Raw genomic sequence first — 18514 nt, 5'->3', positions numbered from 1 at the left:
TGTCGAGCGCCCCGGCCGCGGCCTCGTGGTAGGACACGCCGCGGCAGGTCAGGTGCTGGAAGGTTGGGTCGTTCTTGATCTTGGGGTCATAGGACCAGCGCAGCGCGCCGGTCTTCGCGTCGAGCGCGAACAGCCGCTGGTGCTGGGAGCAGAGATAGATCGTGTCCCGCACCTTGATCGGGGTGACCTCGAAGGTGGTCTCCCCGGGGTCGTTCGGGCCGGGCAGGTCGCCGGTGCGGAAGGTCCAGGCGACCTTCAGGTTCTTGACGTTCGCCGGCGTGATCTCGGCCAGCGGCGAATAGCGCTGGCCGGACTGGCCGCGGCCATAGGCGCGCCAGTCCTCGTCCGGCTGATCCGCGGCCGGCTGCGGCGCCGCCGCGCCGGAGGCGGCTGCGGCGATGGTGCCGTCGATCGAGTGATAGCTGGACAGCAGGCCGGCGGCCAGCACCGCCACGGACGCCGCCACCCCCGCCCAGAGCGGCAGGGTCATGGCCTTGCCGCCCGTCCCGGCGGAACGGCGCAGGGGGCGCGTGACCCAGGGCGTCAGCAGCCACAGTGCCATCAGGAAGATCACGTCGCCCCGGGCGGCCAGCGGCCACCAGTCGAAGCGGATCTCGGCGACCGCCCAGGCCAGCGTCCCGATCAGCACGGCGGCGAAGACCCACAGGGCGACGGGCCGCCCGGCGACCAGCAGCGCGCCGGTGGCCAGGATGGCGAGGCCGCCGATGAGGTAGTAGAGCGAGCCGCCGAGGGCGACGAGCCACGCGCCCCCCGCCGCCAACGCCAGGCCGATCAGGCCGTACACCAATCCCGTCACCAACAGGATCGGCCGTGATCTCGAAGGAAGTGGCATCTGGACCCTCCGCTCTGATCGGTCTGTTCCGGCCATCGCGCATGGACCGGATACACTCCCAGGACGGCCCCCGTTCCTTGTTGCGGCGATTGTCCACCGATCACGGCGCGCGGTCGAGCGGCAAACGCCGGCGCCGCGATCGGTCGGGTTCAGATGCCGATGCTCACGCCGACAGCCACACCGCGTTCAGATGCATCTCGCGGGCGAAGTGGTACTGGTAGCCCTGCACCTTGCCGGTGCTGGCGGTGAAGATCTTCAGCCAGAAGGGGATGATGGCGACCGCGTCCTCCTGCATGATCTGCTCCAGCCGGTGCACCAGGACCTTGCGCTTCTCGATGTCCAGCGTCGCCTGGGCCTGGTCGAGGATCCGGTCGAACTCCGGGTTGGCGTAGCCGGTCTCGTTCCAGGCGACGCCGCTGCGATAGCCCAGCGCCAGCACCTGCACCGCCAACGGCCGGGTCAGCCACTGCGTCACCGAGAACGGCCATTTGGTCCAGCGGTCCCAGAAGGTGGCGCCGGGCAGGACGTTGACCTTGAGGTCGATGCCGGCCGGCTTGACCATCTCCGACAGCACCTGGGCGGTGTCGATCTCGTGCTTCAGCGCGTCCTGGCAGTTGATCTCGATCGACAGCCCGTCCGGATAGCCGGCCTCGGCCAGCAACTTCTTCGCCCTGGCGATGTCCGGCGGGGGCGGGGGCAGGGGCGTGTATTCCGGATGCACCGGCGAGACGTGGAAATCCTCGCCCGGCGTGCCGAAGCCCTGATAGGCCAGTTCGGTCAGGCGCTTGTGGTCGACGCAGGCCTGGATCGCCTGGCGCACCGCCTTCTTGTCGAAGGGCGGCTCGGTGATGCGGAAGCGGGCGACGCCGGTCTCCGCCGTCAGCTTCTCATAGGTCTTCAGGTCGGGCATCGCCTGCACCGCCGGCAGCAGGTTGACCGGCACCTGGCTGACCAGATCGACCTGGCCGGAGCTCAGCGCCGCCAGCCAGGCCGCCGGGTCGCTGCCGAGGTCGATGTATTCGACGCCGTCAAGATAGACCTCCTCGCCCCAATACTCCCCCGCCGGCCGCTTCTCGTACACGGCGCGCGACCCGACTGCATGCTCCTTCAGCAGGAACGGGCCGGTGCCGACCGGGGTCTTCATCAGGTTGGCGCCGGACTTGGCGAAGTCGCGATGAGTGATCAGCGCCGGATAGTCGCCCAGGCTCTCCGGGAACTGCAGCATCGGGCTCTGCAGGTGGAAGCGCACGGTGTGGTCGTCGACCCGCTCGATCGCGCCCGGCGCCATCTTCACCGTCTCGCCGTCCTTGACCGTCAGCCCGCTGAACCGGCCCTGGTTGGAGGAGCCGGTCCTGCTGTCGAGCCAGCGGGTGAAGGTGGCGATCACGTCGTCGGCGGTGAAGTCGTCGCCATTGTTCCACTTCACGTTCTTGCGGAGATGGAAGGTCCATTGGCTGACGTCGTCATTGGCCTCCCAGCGCTCGGCCAGCCAGGGGCGGGCGACGTCGTCGGTGCCGATCGACACCAGCGGCTCGACGATCAGCCGGGCGACATTGCCCTTCTCCGACCAGTCGTAGATAGCGGGGTCGGCGCAATCCATCACCGGCATGCCGATGCGCAGCACACCGCCTTTGCGCGGCGTGTCCTGCGCCATGGCTTGCGGGATCATCGCCTCGCCGGTGATCCGCCCGGCCAGGGCATAGGCGGCCGGCGCGGCCATGCCCAGCAGCGCCGCGGTGCGGATGAAGTCGCGCCGCCCGATCCGGCCGGCCCGCAGCTGCTCGGCCATCGGCGGAATCGCCGGATGCACCCCGCGCGGGGTCTCGTCGTCACCCATGTGTCGGCTCCCGGTTTGTTGAATCTTGTTGTTAGGCCTGGCCGGCGGCCAGGTCGTAGACGGCGCGCGCCACCATCAGGTCGAGATGGCCGCCACCGGCATTCTTGAACAGTGTGATCTCACCGGCCGAGCGGCGGCCCGGCGTGCCGGTGCAGAGCTCCGCCAGCTCGGCGACGACGTCCTGCGCGGCAATGGCCCCGGCCGCGATGGCCTGGGTGAACTCGCCGCAATGGCCGACAGCGAAGCGCCGCGTGTCGACGAACAGCCGGGCCCGGCGCATCGCCTCGCCGTCAGCCTCGCGCATCTCCGGGGTGAAGGACCCGACCAGGTCGACATGCGCGCCCGGCTTCAGCCAGGCGCCGCGCAGGACGGGATCGCGGGAGGCGGTGACGCAGGAGACGATGTCGGCCGCCCGCACCGCCGCCTCGGCCTCCGCGACCGCGGCGATCTCAATGCCGGGGAGGGCGAGGGCGGCGGCCAGCGCCCGCGCCTTCTCCGCCGTGCGGTTCCAGATCGCGACGCGCCGGATCGAGGACCGGACGGCCAGCAGGTAGCGGATCTGCGTCTCGGCCTGCGCCCCGGCGCCCAGTACCGCCAGCGTCGCCGCATCCGGCCGGGCCAGCAGGTCGGCGCCGAGGGCGGAATCGGCCGCGGTCTTGGCGCGGGTGAAGCTCTCGCCGGTGATCACGGCCAGGGGCCGGCCATCCTGGCCGTCGAACAGCACGACGACCGAGCGGACGGTCGGCCCGGCGCCCCGCGCCTCATTGCCCGGGAACACCGCGGCCAGCTTGGCGCCCAGCGCTTTTCCCGGCTGCCAGGCCGTCCAAGTCAGCAGACCGTTGGCCGTGCCCGGTTCTTCCAGCAGCAGCCGCTCGACCTCGCCGATCCCCCGCCGATGCCCGTCGCGTAGCCTTTCGACCAGCCACAGCGGGTCGACCGGCAGCGCATCGGCATCGATGGCGAGGATCGCGGCCATCACACGTCCTTCAGCAGCCGCAGCGCGTCATAGACCGCGGCGTGGATGTTGCGGGAGGAGACGGCGTCGCCGATCCGCCACAGCATGAAGCGCCCCTCCGGGTTGCGGCGCACCGCCTGCGGCCGGTTGGCGATCATCGCCTCGTAGTCGACCGCGCCGAGATTGGACGACAGCGGCTTCAGCGCGAAATACAGCTCGTCCAGCGGCAGGGTGCCGTGCTCGACCACCACCTGGTCCGCCTGCTTCTCGACCCGGCGATGGCCGTATTCGTCGAGGAAGCTGGCGACCAGCCGGTTGCCGTCGCGCCGCACGGCCTCCAGCCGCAGGTTGATCGTCACCTGCACGCCGTGGTCGGAGAAGGCGCGGAAATAGGCCGGGAAGCTGGTGCCGCCGACATCCGGGGCCAGGGTCCGCTCCGGCGTCACCAGCTCCAGCCGGCTGCCGGCGCCAGCGATGAACTCGGCGGCGGTCAAGCCGGGATGGGCGCCGTTGTCGTCGTACAGCAGCACTGTCTCGGCTGGCTTGGCGGCGCCGGACAGGATGTCCCAGCTGGTGGTCACCAGGTCCTCGCCGGCATCGAGGAAGCTGGTGTTGGGCAGGCCGCCGGTCGCCACCACCACGACATCCGGCTCCTCGGCCAGCACGTCGCCGGCCTCGGCATAGCTGTTGAAGCGCATGGAAACGCCGTGGCGCTCGCACTCGGCCATGCGCCAGTCGACGATGCCCAGGATCTCGCGCCGGCGCGGCAAGCCGGCGGTGATGCGGATCTGGCCGCCCGGTTCATCCGCCGCCTCGAACAGGGTGACGGCATGGCCGCGCTCGCCGGCCACCCGCGCCGCCTCCAGCCCGGCCGGGCCGGCGCCGACCACCACGACCTTGCGCCGCGGCCCGGTCGTGCGCGGCACGACATGCGGCATCGTCGCCTCGCGCCCGGTGGCGGCGTTGTGGATGCAGGCGGCCTGGCCGCCATAGATGCTGTCGATGCAGTAGCCCATGCCGACGCAGGGCCGGATCTCGGCCTCGCGACCTTCCATCACCTTGCGGGCGATGTGCGGGTCAGCCATGTGCGGCCGGGTCATCCCGACCATGTCGAGCTTGCCGCTCTCGATCGCGTGGCGGGCGGTGGCGACGTCCTGGATCCGGGCGGCGTGGAAGGTCGGCACCTTGGCCGCCGCCCGGACCTCGCCGGCGAAGTCGAGATGCGGGGCGGAGCGGGCGCCCATGCCCGGGATGACATGCGACAGCGCCTCGTCGGTGTCGATGTGGCCCTTGATGACGTTGACGAAGTCGATCAGGCCGGAGGCGGTGAGCCGCCGCGCGATCTCCAGCCCCTCGGCCTTGGACAGTCCGCGCTCCCAATCCTCGTCGCAGACCATGCGGGTGCCGATGATGAAGTTGGGCCCGACCCGGTCGCGGATGGCGCGCAGCACCTGGAAGGCGAAGCGCAGCCGGTTGTCGAGATCGCCGCCATACTCGTCGTCGCGCTTGTTGGTGGCCGGCGACCAGAACTGGTCGATCAGGTGGCCGTAGCATTCGAGCTCCAGCCCGTCGAGGCCGCCGGCCCGCACCCGCTCGGCGCCGTCGGCATAGGCGGCCACAATGCGCTCGATGTCCCAATCCTCCATCGCCTTGGGGAAGGCGCGGTGCGCCGGCTCGCGCACGGGGGAAGGGGCGATCACCGGCAGCCAGTCCTCCTTCGACCAGCTGGTGCGGCGGCCCAGATGGGTGACCTGGATCATCACCGCGGCACCGTGGGAGTGGACGTCATCCGCCAGCTCCTTCAGCCAGCGCACCACCTCGTCCTTGTAGAGCAGGATGTTGCCGAAGGCCTGCGGACTGTCCGGCGCCACGACGGAGGAGCCGCCGATCATGGTCAGGGCGATGCCGCCCTTGGCCTTCTCCGAGTGATACAGCCGATACCGCTCCTTCGGCAGCCCGTCCTCGGTGTAGGCCGGCTCATGCGCGGTCGACATGAAGCGGTTGCGCAGGGTCAGGTGGCGTAGCGTGTAGGGCTGCAGCAGGGGATCGGCGTTCGACATGTCCGGTGGCGGATCGTTATGACGGTTTCACTCTTCCGGGCCGGCCGCCGATGGTAAACCGAATTTCCTTCACGCCGGCATGAGCCCAGTCGATGCAAACCCTCCGCGGCAGCCTGCCCTCGCTCAACGCCCTGGCGGTGTTCGAGGCGTCGGCGCGGCGGCTCAGCTTCTCCAAGGCGGCGGAGGACCTGGCGATCACCCAGTCGGCGGTCAGCCACGGCATCCGCCAGCTCGAGGCCTCGCTCGGGCTCGACCTGTTCATCCGCCATCACCGCCGGCTGGAGCTGTCGCCGGAGGGCGAGCGGCTCTACGCCGCGGTGGCGACCAGCCTGTCCGCGATCGCGCAGGCGGTCGACGACATCACCGGCCGCTCGGTGGCGCAGCGCGAGATCGTCATCGGGGTGTCGACCTCGATGGCCGCCCATTGGCTGCTGCCGCGCTTCGCCGCCTTCCGCGCCGCTTTTCCCGCCATCCCGCTGCGCATCCAGACGGTCGACCGCGACGTCGACCCGGGCGAGGACGGGATCGACCTGGTGATCCGGCTCGGTGACGGCAAATGGCCGGATCACGATACGATCCCGCTGTGGAAGGAGCATGTGCATGCGGTCGCCAGCCCGGCCTATCTGGTTGAGCATGGCCCACTGCGCGACGCTGCCGACTTGCACCGCTGCCAGTTGATCCATTACGAGGATCCGCTGCGTCGTCGCGCCACCTGGGGCGAATGGTTCGCCGCCTTGGACCTGCCGGCGCCGGGACCGGCCCGGTCGCTGCGGGTGACCGACCATACCGTGGCGCTGCAGGCGGCGATGGACGGGCAGGGGGTGACGCTGGGCTGGCGGCCGATCATCGACGACTTGATCCGGGCCGGCCGCCTGGCCGATGCCTTCCCCCGGCACTTCGCGACCGGCCGGCGCTTCTACATCGTCACCGTCCGCGGTGCGACGCTGCGCAAGCCGCTGTCGCTGTTCTGCGACTGGCTGGCCGCCCAGGCCGCGGCGATGAAGGGCTGGTGAGGCCTCAGCGCCCGAAGCGCAGCAGCACCGAGAAGCCGTCCTCCTGGTCCTGGCGGAAATCGACACGGCCGCGATGGGCCTTCATCACCTCGGCGGCGATGGCGAGGCCCAGGCCGGTGCCGGAGTCCGAGCCGGAATGGAACGGCTCCAGCGCCCGCGCCCGGTCGGCCTCCGCGATGCCCGGGCCGTCATCGTTGACCTCGATCCAGGCGCCTTCCGGGCCGCCGCCGACCCGGACCGACAGCCGGGTCTCGGCGCCGTGCGCCAGGGCGTTGTGGATGATGTTGGACAGGGCCTCGCGCAGGCTGACGGCATCGCCGTCGACCACCACCGGCTCCTCCGGCGCCTCGAAGGCGATGCGGACGTCGCGGTCGAAGGACAAAGGCACCGCCGCCGCCAGCACCGTCCGCGCCAGCTCTACCAGGTCGACAGGGACGAAGGCGCCGATCTCGCCGCGATGGATCACCATGGCGTGGTTCAGCAGCTGGTTGGTCAGCCGCCCCAGCTCCGCCGTGCGCTGCCGCACCCGCTCCATCTGCTGCTCGCGCCGCTCGGCGGACGGCTCGTGGCCCAGCAGCTCGACCTGGGCGTCCAGCGCCGCCAGCGGCGTGCGGATCTGGTGCGCGGCGTCGGCGATGAAGCGCTGCATCAGGCCAATGCGGCCGGCCAGCCGCCCCATGAACAGGTTGATCGACGACACCAAAGTCCGGATCTCGGTCGGCGTGGCGACGTCCAGCGGCTTCAGATCGTCCGGCGCCCGGTCTGCCAGCGCCTTCTCGATCCGGATCAGCGGCGCCAGCGCCCAGCGCACGGCGATCGCGCCGGCCACCATGGTCAGCACCCCCATGGCCAGGACGATCAGCACCGCCTGGCGGGTCAGGGACCGGGCCAGCGCGTCCCGCGCCCGGGTGGTCTGGGCCAGCACCACCGTGGCCCAGCCGCCGTCGCTGTCATCCATCCGGCGGCCCAGCACGGCGACGCGCACCGCCTCGCCCTGGAAGCTGCCATCCTCGACCACCACGCCATGGCGGGCCTGCAGCGCCGTAGCGGGGTCGAGCGCGAGGTCGGGATACCCCGCCACCACCACGCCGCGCGGGTCGACCACCTTGTAGTAGACGAGGTCGTAGGCGGAGAGGGAGGCGAAGGCCGCGACCGGCGGGTCCAGCGCCACCACCCCGCCCTGCATGAACACGTTCTCCGCCACCTGCACCGCGCCGCCGACCAGGAGGCGGTCATAGGCCTCACCCGCCGCCAGCCGGGCGTAATGCGCGGCGGCGGCGATCACTCCGGCGGTGCCGAGGCACACCACCACCGCGATGAAGGCGAGGATGCGGACATAGAGCGAGCCGCGGATCCGGTCAGCCGACGACAAGCTGGTACCCGAGGCCGCGCAGCGTCCGGATCTCGACCGAGGATCCCGCCAGCTTGCGGCGGATCCGGGTCACGTATTGCTCGACCGCGTTCGGGCTCGGCTCCTGGTCGAAGCTGTAGATCTGGTCCAGCAGGTCGTCCTTGGAGACGATGCGGCCGGGCCGCGTCGCCAGGATCTCCAGCACCGTCAGCTCGCGCCGGGTCAGGTCGAGCGGCCGGCCCTGGACGGCGGCGAGCCGCGCCGCCCGGTCGATGGTGACGTCGCCGCAGGTCAGGACGTTGCTGCTGTCGCCGGTGCGTCGGCGCAGCAGGGCGCGGGCCCGCGCCTCCAGCTCGCGGTAGTCGAAGGGCTTGACCAGGTAGTCGTCGGCGCCGAGGTCGAGCGCCCCGACCCGGTCCTCGACGCCCGACCGCGCGGTCAGCACCAGCACTGGGGTCGACCGGCGCCGCGCCCGCAGCTCCTTCAGGAGCGCGATGCCGTCGCGGCCCGGCAGCATGATGTCGAGCACCAGCAGGTCGTAATCCTGCACCCCGAGCATGTCCGCGGCGGCGTCGCCGTCGCGCTCCCAGTCGACCGCGTGGCCCATGCGCGCCAGCCGGGCGACGATCGCCTCGCCGATATCCGCCGTGTCCTCGACCACCAGGATGCGCACGCGCCCTCCCTGTTCCGGTTCCGAGTCAGGCTGGCGTCAGCTTGATGCGGAACACTCCCTGCAACGGCCCGCCGAAGCGGAGCCGCCGCCAGGGAGGATATATGGCCATCGTGCACTCGCCGCCAGCAGACGCGTTGCTCTCCGTCCGTCAGGTCACGCTGCAGTACAAGACCGACCAGGCGGTGGTCACCGCGACCCATCGCGTCGATTTCGACGTCCACCCCTCCGACCGCTTCATCCTGCTCGGGCCCTCCGGCTGCGGGAAGTCGACGCTCTTGAAGGCGATCGGCGGCTATATCGCGCCGATCGAGGGCGAGATCCGGCTGAAGGGCCGTGAGGTGTCCGAGCCCGGGCCGGACCGGATGATGGTGTTCCAGGAGTTCGACCAACTGCTGCCCTGGAAGACGGTGCGCGAGAACGTCGCCTTCGCCCTGATCGCCAGCCGCCGCCTGGGCCCGGCCGAGGCGCGCGACCGGGCCGGCCACTACATCGAGAAGGTCGGCCTGGCCAAGTTCGCCGACAGCTATCCGCATATGCTGTCGGGCGGCATGAAGCAGCGCGTCGCCATCGCCCGCGGCATGGCGATGGAGCCGGACGTGCTGCTGATGGACGAGCCCTTCGCCGCGCTCGACGCCCTGACCCGCCGGCGCATGCAGGACGAGCTGCTGCAGCTGTGGGAGGACACCCGCTTCACGGTCCTCTTTGTCACCCATTCAATCGAGGAGGCGATCCGCATCGGCAACCGCATCCTGCTGCTGTCGCCGCATCCCGGGCAGGTGAAGGCCGAGCTGAACAGCATCGGCCGCGACGACTGGGGCACCGCCGCCCAGGGCGCGCTGGAGGCGCGCATCAACGACATGCTGTTCGTCCATTGAGGGCCGCCGCCATGACCGACACGACCATTGCCGGGGGCGTCGCTTTCCGCCCCGAGATCCTGCGCGACACGCCGAAGACCGACATCCCGCCGGTGGAGAAGGCGATCTCCCCGGTCGAGCGGGTGTACCGGCTGGGCTTCGTGCGCAAGACGCTGATCCTGCTGGCTCTGGCCCTGATCTGGGAGGGCTATGGCCGCTGGCTGGGCAACCCGCTGCTGTTCCCGTCCTTCACCGAGACCTTCACGGCGTTCCTCGACAACATCGGCAATGGCGTGCTGCCGGCCCGGGCGGTGGCGTCGCTGCAGACGCTGGTGATCGGCTACGCCATCGGCATCGCCCTGGCCGCGGTGCTGACCACGGTCGCCATCGGCTCGCGCATCGGCGCCGACCTGCTGGAGACCCTGACCTCGATGTTCAACCCGCTGCCGGCGATCGCGCTCCTGCCGCTCGCCCTGATCTGGTTCGGGCTGGGGCAGGGCAGCGTGATCTTCGTCCTGGTCCATTCGGTGCTGTGGGCGATCGCGCTGAACACCCATTCCGGCTTCCGCGCCGTGTCGAACACGCTGCGCATGGTCGGGCTGAATTACGGGCTGCGGCGGCTGTCGCTGGTGCGGCACATCCTGATCCCGGCGGCGTTCCCGTCGATCCTGACCGGCCTCAAGGTCGGCTGGGCCTTCGCCTGGCGCACCCTGATCGCGGCCGAGCTGGTGTTCGGCGTCTCCTCCGGCTCCGGCGGCCTCGGCTGGTTCATCTACGAGAACCGCAACCAGCTGGAGACGGCGAACGTCTTCGCCGGCCTGTTCACCGTCATCCTCATCGGCCTGTTCGTCGAGAACGTGGTCTTCGCCACGATTGAGAAAAAGACGATCCGCCGCTGGGGCATGCAGCACTGAAAATTCGTGCAACAACGGGCCGGATCGGCCGGCCCGGACAAGGGAGGACACCATGGGAATGATGAAGAACCTGGCCGCGGCGGCCGTGGCGGCGGCGATCGGACTCGGCCTCGCCGGTGCGGCGCGGGCGGAGGTCAGCGAGATCCGGGTCTCCAAGGGCTACGGCATCCTGTACCTGCCGCTGATCGTGATGCAGGACCAGAAGCTGTTCGAGAAGCAGGCCAAGGCCGCCGGCCTCGGCGACGTCTCGGTGAAATGGGTGATGCTCGACGGCGGCAACGTCATCAACGACGCGATGATGGCCGGCACGCTCGATTTCGCCGGGACCGGCGCGCCGGGCTTCATCACCCTCTGGGCCAAGGCCAAGGGCATCCCGAATGTCGAGGTCATCGGCATCAGCGGGCTCAGCTCGACCTCGCTCTGGCTCAACAGCAACAAGCCGGAGATTAAGTCGCTGGCCGATTTCGGGCCGGCGGACAAGATCGCCCTGCCGGGCATCAAGACCTCGCTGTCGGCCGTGGTGCTGCAGATGATGGCGGCCAAGCAGTTCGGCCGTGAGAACTTCGCTAGGCTGGACCCGATGACGGTCAGCCTGCCGCATCCCGACGCGCTGGCGGCGCTGACCTCAGGCCAGACCGAGGTGAAGGCGCATTTCACCTCGCCGCCCTTCTCCTATCTCGAGGTCAAGAACCCGAACATCCACCGCGTCGCCAGCTCGGTTGACGTCATCGGCAACATCACGCTCGACGTGGTCTTCGCGCCGAAGCGCTTCGTCGACGCCAACCCGAAGACGGCGGAGGCCTTCCTGGCCGCGCTGGACGAGGCCAATGCCTTCATCGCCGCGCACAAGCAGGAGACGGCGGAGATCTTCTCGCGCAGCTCGGCGGTGAAGATCTCGCCGGAGGAGGTGCTGGAGATCCTGAACGACCCGGATACCCAGTTCTCCACCACCCCGACCAAGGTGATGGACTTCGCCGACTTCATGCATCTGGCCGGCACCATCAAGGTGAAGCCGGCGAGCTGGACCGAGCTGTTCATCCCGCAGCTGGCGAGCCGGGCGGGGAGCTGAGGGCAGGGGGTAGAGAGCTTTTCCGAAGTCCTTGTACCGTCATTGCGACCCCGGCCTTGAGCCGGGGGAAGCAATCCATGCAGCCGCTTGTGCGGGACGATGGATTGCTTCGTCGGCTTCGCCTCCTCGCAATGACGGCAAGGGTTCGGCCGCTTCCTTCGACCCCCTCCCTTGACCATGTCCGAAAACCGCGAGCGCGATCGCGCCGGACGTGACATGGTCGGGGCATGGAACCGCTCGATCCCGTAGCCTGCTATCGCGCCCTGGTGACCCGCGACCCGCGGTTCGACGGGCGCATCTTCGTCGGCGTCACCTCCACCGGCATCTATTGCCGCCCGGTCTGCCCGGCCCGCACGGCGAAGGCCGAGAACTGCCGCTTCTTTGCCTCCGCCGCCGCGGCGCAGGAGGCCGGGTTCCGCCCCTGCCTGCGCTGCCGGCCGGAGACGGCGCCCGACCTCGCCTCCTGGCGCGGCACCTCCAACACCGTGTCGCGCGCTCTGGCGCTGATCGCCGATGGCGGCCTGGACGGCGAGGCTGGGGTGGAGGCGCTGGCCGACCGGCTCGGCGTCGGCGGCCGCCAGCTGCGCCGGCTGTTCAAGCAGCATCTCGGCGCCACGCCGGTCGCCGTGGCTCAGACCCGGCGCGTGCTGTTCGCCAAGCAGCTGCTGCAGGAGACGCGGATGCCGATGGCCGAGGTGGCGATGGCCGCCGGCTTCGGCAGCGTCCGCCGCTTCAACGAGACCTTCCAGGACCTGTTCCGCCGCCCGCCCAGCGCGCTGCGCCGCCGGGCCTGGGCCGGGCTGCCGGTCGATTCGGTCGCCGCGACCGGGGTGACGCTGCGGCTGCGCTACCGCCCGCCCTATGACTGGCCGGCGATGCTGGCCTATCTGCGGGCCCGCGCCATCGACGGGGTGGAGCAGGTGGAGGGCGAGGTCTACCGCCGCAGCGTCGCCGAGGGCGACGACCTCGGCACCGTCGAGATCCGGCACGAGCCGGTGCGCAGCAACCTGGCGGTGCTGGTGCGCTTCCCCTCGGTGCGCGCCCTGCCGGGCATCCTGGCCCGGGTCCGCCGCGTCTTCGATGTCGGCGCCGATATCGAGGCGATCGACGCCCATCTGTCGCAGGACCCGTTCCTGGCGCCCTTGGTGGCGCGGCGGCCCGGCCTGCGCGCGCCCGGCGGCTGGGACGGGTTTGAGCTGGCGGTGCGCGCCGTGCTGGGCCAGCAGGTCACCGTGGTCGCGGCCCGGCAGCTGGCCGGCCGGCTGGTCGCGATCTGCGGCGCCGAGGTGCCGGAGGCGGCGCGGCTGAACCCCGCCTTGTCCCGTGCCTTCCCGTCGCCGGAGCGCGTGGCGGCCGCCGATCTCGGCGCGCTAGGCATGCCGGGATCGCGCCGGGCGACGCTGACGGCGCTGGCCGAGGCCGCGATCGCCGACCCGCATCTGTTCCGACCCTTCGGCACGGTGGAGGAGGCGATCGCCCGGTTGCGTCAGATCCGCGGCATCGGCGACTGGACCGCGCAGTACATCGCCCTGCGCGCCCTGCGCGAGCCCGACGCCTTCCCGGCCAGCGACATCGGCCTGCTGCGCGGCGCCGCCGACGGCGCGGGGGTGCGGCCGACCCCGGCCGACCTGCTGCAGCGGGCCGAGCCGTGGCGACCCTGGCGCGCCTATGCCGCCCAGCATCTCTGGGCCGCCGATGCCGGGCCTGCGGCCAAGATGGCGGGAGCCACCTATGGCTGAGGCGCTGGTGTTCGACCGCCTGCCGAGCCCGCTCGGCGAGCTGCTGATCGTCGCCGACGCGGCCGGAAGGCTGCGCGCCATCGACTGGTGCGAGGAGGAGCGGCTGCGCGCCCGCCTGGCCCGCAGCCTGGGCGGCGAGGATTTCACCCTGGCGCCGCAACCCAACCCCGCGGGGCTGACCGAGGCCCTGAAGGCGTATTTCGCCGGCGACCTCGCGGTGATCGACACGCTGCCGGTCGAGGCCGCCGGCACGCCGTTCCAGCGGTCGGTGTGGACGGCGCTGCGCGGCATCGCCTGCGGCACCACCGTGTCCTATGGCGAGATCGCGCGGCGCATCGGCCAGCCCGGCGCCATGCGCGCGGTCGGCCTCGCCAACAACGCCAACCCGATCCCGATCGTCGTGCCCTGCCACCGCGTGATCGGCGCCGACGGCGCGCTGGTCGGCTTCGGCGGCGGCCTCGACCGCAAGCGCTGGCTGTTGGACCACGAAGGCGCCGGCAGCCGGCAGCTGTCCCTGGCCATCTGAACCAAAACCCTGGGAGAGAACCGCTCATGACCGCCACCCGTCAGGCCGATGCCCTGCAGCAGTTCCGCCGCCTGCACCAGGACGGCATCCTGCTGCTCGCCAATGCCTGGGACGCCGGCAGCGCCCGGCTGATCGAGAGCCTCGGCGCCAAGGCCATCGCCACCACCAGCGCCGGCGTCGCCTGGGCGCATGGCTATCCGGACGGTGACGCGCTGCCGTTCGACGCGCTGGTCGCCACCACGGCCGAGATCACCCGCATCGTCAGCGTGCCCCTGACGGTCGACTCCGAGAGTGGCTACAGCGACGACCCGGCGGCGGTGGGCGAGTCGATCGCCCGGCTGATCGGCGCCGGCGCCGCCGGCATCAACCTGGAGGACGGGGCGGGGACGCCCGACCTGCTCTGCGCCAAGATCGCGGCGATCAAGCGCGCCGCCGCCCGCAGCGGCCAGGACGTCTTCATCAACGCCCGCACCGACGTCTATCTGCGCGGTCTGGCGCCGGAGGGCGGCAAGGTGGCGGAGGTGCTGGCCCGGGCCGGGCGCTACCGCGACGCCGGCGCCGATGGCATCTTCGTGCCGGGCGTAACCAGGGCGGAGGAGATCAAGGCGATCGCCGTCGACGCGCCGCTGCCGCTGAACGTCATGTCCCGGCCCGGCCTGCCGGGTGCGGCGGAGCTTGCCGGCCTCGGCGTGCGCCGCCTCAGCGCCGGCTCCGGCCTCAGCCAGACCGTCTATGCCCAAATCGCCGGTCTGGCGCGGTCCTTCCTGCAGGACGGCGTCTCCGACCCGCTGGTCTCGGGCGCCATGGCCTATCCGGAGATCAACGCGCTGATGGCGAAGTAGGGCAGGGGCTCAGCCGGCGCGGCCGCCGAGCCGCGCCGCCAGGCTGTCCAGGCTGGGCTCGAACCAGATCTCGCGGCCGCGATTGGCCTCGCGCACCCAGTCTCGCAGCGCGTTGCTGGCGGCGAGATGCTCGGAAATGTCTCCGATCACCGCCAGCTTCAGCCGGTAGTTCACCGCCTTCTGGGCGATCTCCCCGGCCAGGCCGCTGCGCAGCTGGAAGAAGGCAGGGCCGAAGCGGGCCGCCGGCACCGCCAGCACCGAGGCGCCGGCGAACATCGCGTCCCCGATCAGGTCGGTGGCGGCGCGGGGCGTGTCGATCGACGGGCCTTCGGCATCGCAGACCACGACGTGGTCGCTGCCCCATTGCAGGAGGTCGGTCATCGGCCTCTTCCCCTTCGCTGATGCTCGAAGGGTATCTCCTACGCCGGCATCGCGGCTTGGCACCAGCCCGGCTCTGTGCCGACAGGTCCGACAGGTGCCACGGTCAGCCGGCAGTCGGGCCCGGCCGCGTGGCGGCATAGAAGGCGCGCTTGGCTTCGTACATCTGCATGTCGGCGCGACGGACCACGGCTTCCAGCCGCTCTCCCGCCTGGCTGCTGGCAATTCCGACCGCGAAGCTGAGGGGTGGGCCCGGATAGAACTGGTTGTTGATGTCCACCAGCTGCTGCAGCTTCTCGACCAGGGCTTCGCCGTCCTTCTCCTCGGTCCCGGGCAGGAGAATCGCGAACTCGTCGCCCCCGATCCTGGCGGCATGGGCGGGCTTGTCGACCAGCTTGCCCAGCACTTCCCCCGAGCGTCGGAGCAGCCCGTCGCCGGCGAGGTGGCCCAGCTCGTCATTCGTCGCCTTAAGGCCGTTCACGTCGGCGACGATGATCGTCACCGGGAACGGGCCTTTGCGCTCGAGGCGATTGAGCTCGTCCGCGTAGAAGGACCGGTTGAACAGCTTGGTCAGCTCGTCGTGCTGCCCCAGATATTCGAGATATTCCTCGGCCTTCTTGCGGGCCGTGATGTCGGTGAGGGCGAGCTGGACCAGGGACCAGTCGTCCTCATGGCCCGGCAGCACCGAGAACTGCAGATGGACATGAAGCTGCGTGCCGTCGAGCGCATAGTTCACGACCTCGCGCTGCTGGAACAGCTTGCCCTCCCAGAGATCCGCGAGCTGGCCCCGGAAATGCGGCAGCATGTCGGCCCGGAAGATGTCGCCGACCCGCCGGAGCAGCGTCTGCTTGTCCGGGGAGACGAACAGCTTGAGCGTGTGTTCGTTGACGTCGATCACCCTGATCTCGCTGAGACAACGTTCGATGAAATCGGGATGGACGTCCATGAACACCCGCAGATCGCTGATGCCGCGCTCCCTCAATCCGTCGAGCAACAGCTTGATCCGGCTGAAATCCTCGACCCATAGCGAGATCGGGGAATGCTGGAACAGGCCATGGGCGAAGTTCTCGCTCGCGGCCAGTGCGCGACGCGCGGTCTCCCGCTCGGTGACATCCTCGATCGCAACCAGCACCCGGTCCCATTGCTCCTCGTGGCCCGGCAGAAGACAGCCTCTGAGCTGTACGTCGAGACGTTTGCCGGACAAGGTGTAGTTGACCGTATGGCTGGAGAACTCGCGTTCGCCGTTCCACAGCTGCTCGAGCTCGTCCACATGCGTCGGCAGCATATCGGCCTGGAAAATGAGGCCAAGATTGTCGCGCAGATGTTCGAAGTCCGTGGCCCCGAGAAGGGTCAGCGTCCGCCGGTTGACCTTGACCAGGCGGATGCAGCTGGAGCAGGTCTTGATCAGGTCGGGATTCTGCCCGAGATGGGCGCGCAGGTCCGAGATCCCATCCCTGCGCCACTGCTCGAATAGTCGGCGGAGCTCGCTGTAGTCTTCCAGCCAGAGCGATACCGGGGCGAGATCGAACATATCCACGTCATCGGCAGGCGAAACGGTACGCAAAGGCATGGCGGAGGCCGGGCTCGAAGGGTCTCAAGGGACCATGATCATGGTCCTGCCGGCCAGGATGCGACAAGGTCGTCCGGATGCAAACCATGCCTTTACCGAATCGAGGATTGGTCTCGGCCTGTGCCAATTCAGCCGATGTGAATGGTCAGCAGGAGGACACCCCCGGGGTGTCACTGCAGCGACTGCCGCTTTGGCGGATGGGGTGGGATTCGAACCCACGGTGACGTCACCGCCACGCCGGTTTTCAAGACCGGTGCCTTAAACCGCTCGGCCACCCATCCGGACCGGCCGCACCATACGGATTTGCCTCGCCGGTTTCAAATCGCTTCGCATCGTTCGGGCAATCCCGGATGCATGGGCAACATCCGACAACTGAAATCGTGAGTTGTCGGTTTTTGCTGCGAACCGAAGCGGTTATGGGCCTTGCTGTCGAAGCGCTCAGCACGCCAATACAACCTATGAGGGCACGCAGAAATACACAGAAATACTGGGTGCAAAGTGGCGGTTAGGACAGGTTGCCTCACCCGCCTCCAGCACATGCCATAATATGACGGACCGGACCGAGACGAATATGCTGGACCTTTGACGGGATCTTGTGACATACGGGCAGACATGACTGCCGAACCGATCCAGACCCGGTCCGGACGCCGTTCTTTTTGCGTGAGATCTAGCCGCAGGAAGTCGGATCGTCTCCCGGGGCTCGCCGTCGTCGCAGCCATCGGCGTGGCGCTGGCCGCCACCGGATGTGCTCCCTCCCAATCGGGCAAGGGGAGCCTCGCCGAGCGGCCTTCTCTGACACGACCCGCCGATCCGGGTGTCGTCACCATCGATGGCGTCCGCTACGTGGCGAAGACCGACCGGGATTCGGTGCAGGTCGGCGACGCCACCTGGTACGGGCCCGGCTTCCACGGCCGCAAGACCGCCAGCGGCGAGCGCTTCGACACCGGCCTGGTCACCGCGGCACATCGCAGCCTGCCGCTGCCCAGCCTGGTCAAGGTCACCAACCTCGACAACGGCCGGACGCTGATCGTCAAGATCAATGACCGCGGGCCGTTCGTGAAGTCGAAGATCATCGATATGTCCTCGCGCGGCGCCGAGCTGCTGGGCTTCCGCGGCACCGGCTCCGCCCGGGTCAAGATCCAGGTGCTGGAAGAGGAAAGCCGCTTCAACGCGCTGCAGCAGCAGCGCGAGCAGGCGCGCAAGAACCAGGTCGCCTCGCTCGGCAAGGACGACCTGCCCGACGCGCGCTACATCGCCGTGCCGCCGGCGCCGCGCGTGCCCGACCGGGTGCCGGAGATCGTCGGCAATGTCCGGGACGAGGGAAAGCCGAACCCGGCCGGCCTGTTCGTCGCCGCCGCCAAGGCCACCAAGCCGCAGCAGGTCGCCTCGCTGTCGGAGGCGCTGCGCCGCTTCGGCCCAATCTCGACCGCGGCCGCCGCCGGCGCGATCGAGCTGCGCATCGGCCCCTTCATCGACCCCAAGGCCGCATCGACCGCCTTGAAGCAGATCGCCGACGCGGGCTATTCCGGAGCACGCATCGTCCCCGAGTGACCCGTCCGGTCCGCGGCGCGACGAGGCCGCAACCGAGGATGGATCGCTTGGGCGGACATTTCATCACGCTTGAGGGCGGCGAGGGTTCGGGCAAGAGCACCCAGGTCAAGCGCTTGGCCGCCCACCTTGCCGGACGCGGGCTCGAGGTCGTCAGCACGCGCGAGCCCGGTGGTTCGCCGGGGGCCGAGGCAATCCGCAACCTCCTGGTCCAGGGCGACACCGACCGCTGGGATCCCGTCACCGAGGCGCTGCTGCATTTCGCCGCCCGGCGCGACCATCTGCGCGTCACAGTCCGCCCGGCGCTGGCGCGCGGCGCCTGGGTCGTCTCC

The 18514-nt window shown here is 69.8% G+C and carries 16 protein-coding genes, 1 tRNA gene and 1 pseudogene; 9 read left to right on the top strand and 9 right to left on the bottom strand.

The genetic code is table 11. The features are described from left to right. The 4 genes and pseudogenes from ABDW35_RS13330 to ABDW35_RS13315 form a co-directional block, all read right to left on the bottom strand. A pseudogene (locus tag ABDW35_RS13330) lies at nucleotides 1-817 on the bottom strand (membrane-bound PQQ-dependent dehydrogenase, glucose/quinate/shikimate family); the annotation flags it as partial. Between the two features lie 199 nt (nucleotides 818-1016). Continuing rightward, nucleotides 1017-2690, bottom strand: a complete 1674-nt coding sequence (locus ABDW35_RS13325; protein ID WP_343714356.1) for an ABC transporter substrate-binding protein — start codon at nucleotides 2688-2690, stop codon at nucleotides 1017-1019. Between the two features lie 31 nt (nucleotides 2691-2721). After that, nucleotides 2722-3666, bottom strand: a complete 945-nt coding sequence (locus tag ABDW35_RS13320) for an ornithine cyclodeaminase family protein (protein ID WP_343714355.1) — start codon at nucleotides 3664-3666, stop codon at nucleotides 2722-2724. Continuing rightward, nucleotides 3666-5705: an NADH:flavin oxidoreductase gene (locus ABDW35_RS13315; RefSeq protein WP_343714354.1), complete on the bottom strand. Its 2040-nt coding sequence runs from the start codon at nucleotides 5703-5705 to the stop codon at nucleotides 3666-3668. The genes ABDW35_RS13320 and ABDW35_RS13315 overlap by 1 nt, the downstream gene beginning before the upstream one ends. Nucleotides 5706-5797: 92 nt before the next feature. Here ABDW35_RS13315 and ABDW35_RS13310 point away from each other — a divergent pair, with 92 nt between their 5' ends. Continuing rightward, nucleotides 5798-6718 carry a LysR substrate-binding domain-containing protein gene (locus ABDW35_RS13310; RefSeq protein ID WP_343714353.1) on the top strand — a complete coding sequence of 307 codons (921 nt, stop codon included), beginning with the start codon at nucleotides 5798-5800 and terminating at the stop codon, nucleotides 6716-6718. Nucleotides 6719-6722: 4 nt separating this feature from the next. Here the strand turns inward: ABDW35_RS13310 and ABDW35_RS13305 are convergent, their stop codons facing one another. Both ABDW35_RS13305 and ABDW35_RS13300 read right to left on the bottom strand, forming a co-directional pair. Next, entirely contained in the window at nucleotides 6723-8090 is a 1368-nt protein-coding gene (locus ABDW35_RS13305) for a sensor histidine kinase (protein WP_343714352.1), read from the bottom strand. Then, nucleotides 8077-8742: a response regulator transcription factor gene (locus ABDW35_RS13300; RefSeq protein WP_343714351.1), complete on the bottom strand. Its 666-nt coding sequence runs from the start codon at nucleotides 8740-8742 to the stop codon at nucleotides 8077-8079. The genes ABDW35_RS13305 and ABDW35_RS13300 overlap by 14 nt, the downstream gene beginning before the upstream one ends. Nucleotides 8743-8843: 101 nt before the next feature. On the opposite strand from ABDW35_RS13300, the gene ABDW35_RS13295 reads away from it, so the two are divergent. From ABDW35_RS13295 to ABDW35_RS13270, 6 genes are all read left to right on the top strand, one after another. Further along, a complete protein-coding gene (locus ABDW35_RS13295; protein WP_343714350.1) occupies nucleotides 8844-9617 on the top strand; it encodes an ABC transporter ATP-binding protein in 774 nt (257 codons plus the stop codon). 11 nt (nucleotides 9618-9628) lie between these two features. Next, the gene (locus tag ABDW35_RS13290) at nucleotides 9629-10510 is read left to right on the top strand and encodes an ABC transporter permease (protein ID WP_343714349.1); all 882 of its coding nucleotides are present in this window, start codon (nucleotides 9629-9631) and stop codon (nucleotides 10508-10510) included. A 52-nt stretch (nucleotides 10511-10562) separates the two neighbouring features. Then, the gene (locus ABDW35_RS13285; RefSeq protein ID WP_343714348.1) at nucleotides 10563-11579 is read left to right on the top strand and encodes an ABC transporter substrate-binding protein; all 1017 of its coding nucleotides are present in this window, start codon (nucleotides 10563-10565) and stop codon (nucleotides 11577-11579) included. A 227-nt stretch (nucleotides 11580-11806) separates the two neighbouring features. Further along, nucleotides 11807-13318: an AlkA N-terminal domain-containing protein gene (locus ABDW35_RS13280; RefSeq protein ID WP_343714347.1), complete on the top strand. Its 1512-nt coding sequence runs from the start codon at nucleotides 11807-11809 to the stop codon at nucleotides 13316-13318. After that, nucleotides 13311-13844 (top strand): methylated-DNA--[protein]-cysteine S-methyltransferase, encoded by a 534-nt coding sequence (locus ABDW35_RS13275; RefSeq protein ID WP_343714346.1) that lies wholly within the window; start codon nucleotides 13311-13313, stop codon nucleotides 13842-13844. Before ABDW35_RS13280 ends, ABDW35_RS13275 begins: the two co-directional genes overlap by 8 nt. A gap of 26 nt (nucleotides 13845-13870) precedes the next feature. Beyond that, complete coding sequence (locus ABDW35_RS13270; RefSeq protein ID WP_343714345.1) at nucleotides 13871-14686, top strand: isocitrate lyase/phosphoenolpyruvate mutase family protein; 816 nt, start codon at nucleotides 13871-13873, stop codon at nucleotides 14684-14686. A gap of 9 nt (nucleotides 14687-14695) precedes the next feature. Here the strand turns inward: ABDW35_RS13270 and ABDW35_RS13265 are convergent, their stop codons facing one another. The 3 genes from ABDW35_RS13265 to ABDW35_RS13255 form a co-directional block, all read right to left on the bottom strand. After that, nucleotides 14696-15067, bottom strand: a complete 372-nt coding sequence (locus ABDW35_RS13265; protein WP_343714344.1) for a DUF4180 domain-containing protein — start codon at nucleotides 15065-15067, stop codon at nucleotides 14696-14698. Between the two features lie 103 nt (nucleotides 15068-15170). Beyond that, nucleotides 15171-16595, bottom strand: coding sequence for a sensor domain-containing diguanylate cyclase (locus tag ABDW35_RS13260; RefSeq protein ID WP_343714343.1), 1425 nt, complete (start codon nucleotides 16593-16595; stop codon nucleotides 15171-15173). Nucleotides 16596-16825: 230 nt separating this feature from the next. After that, nucleotides 16826-16915, bottom strand: a tRNA-Ser gene (locus tag ABDW35_RS13255). A gap of 562 nt (nucleotides 16916-17477) precedes the next feature. On the opposite strand from ABDW35_RS13255, the gene ABDW35_RS13250 reads away from it, so the two are divergent. Then, nucleotides 17478-18185: a septal ring lytic transglycosylase RlpA family protein gene (locus ABDW35_RS13250; protein ID WP_343714342.1), complete on the top strand. Its 708-nt coding sequence runs from the start codon at nucleotides 17478-17480 to the stop codon at nucleotides 18183-18185. Between the two features lie 38 nt (nucleotides 18186-18223). Beyond that, a partial coding sequence (locus ABDW35_RS13245; RefSeq protein WP_343714341.1) for a dTMP kinase occupies nucleotides 18224-18514 on the top strand: 291 nt, incomplete at its 3' end.

Source organism: Inquilinus sp. (genome assembly GCF_039594555.1).
In the GTDB taxonomy this organism is placed as follows: Bacteria; Pseudomonadota; Alphaproteobacteria; order DSM-16000; family Inquilinaceae; genus Inquilinus.
Note: the sequence above shows the minus strand (reverse complement) of the source record. Positions and strands in the feature narration are given on the sequence as shown.

Bases quoted from the DNA above. Each gene is read 5' to 3' on its own strand.
- ABDW35_RS13325 (WP_343714356.1), bottom strand. From the start codon at position 2,690: ATGGGTGACGACGAGACCCCGCGCGGGGTGCATCCGGCGATTCCGCCG.
- ABDW35_RS13320 (WP_343714355.1), bottom strand. From the start codon at position 3,666: ATGGCCGCGATCCTCGCCATCGATGCCGATGCGCTGCCGGTCGACCCG.
- ABDW35_RS13315 (WP_343714354.1), bottom strand. From the start codon at position 5,705: ATGTCGAACGCCGATCCCCTGCTGCAGCCCTACACGCTACGCCACCTG.
- ABDW35_RS13310 (WP_343714353.1), top strand. From the start codon at position 5,798: ATGCAAACCCTCCGCGGCAGCCTGCCCTCGCTCAACGCCCTGGCGGTG.
- ABDW35_RS13295 (WP_343714350.1), top strand. From the start codon at position 8,844: ATGGCCATCGTGCACTCGCCGCCAGCAGACGCGTTGCTCTCCGTCCGT.
- ABDW35_RS13290 (WP_343714349.1), top strand. From the start codon at position 9,629: ATGACCGACACGACCATTGCCGGGGGCGTCGCTTTCCGCCCCGAGATC.
- ABDW35_RS13285 (WP_343714348.1), top strand. From the start codon at position 10,563: ATGGGAATGATGAAGAACCTGGCCGCGGCGGCCGTGGCGGCGGCGATC.
- ABDW35_RS13280 (WP_343714347.1), top strand. From the start codon at position 11,807: ATGGAACCGCTCGATCCCGTAGCCTGCTATCGCGCCCTGGTGACCCGC.
- ABDW35_RS13275 (WP_343714346.1), top strand. From the start codon at position 13,311: ATGGCTGAGGCGCTGGTGTTCGACCGCCTGCCGAGCCCGCTCGGCGAG.
- ABDW35_RS13270 (WP_343714345.1), top strand. From the start codon at position 13,871: ATGACCGCCACCCGTCAGGCCGATGCCCTGCAGCAGTTCCGCCGCCTG.
- ABDW35_RS13265 (WP_343714344.1), bottom strand. From the start codon at position 15,067: ATGACCGACCTCCTGCAATGGGGCAGCGACCACGTCGTGGTCTGCGAT.
- ABDW35_RS13260 (WP_343714343.1), bottom strand. From the start codon at position 16,595: ATGTTCGATCTCGCCCCGGTATCGCTCTGGCTGGAAGACTACAGCGAG.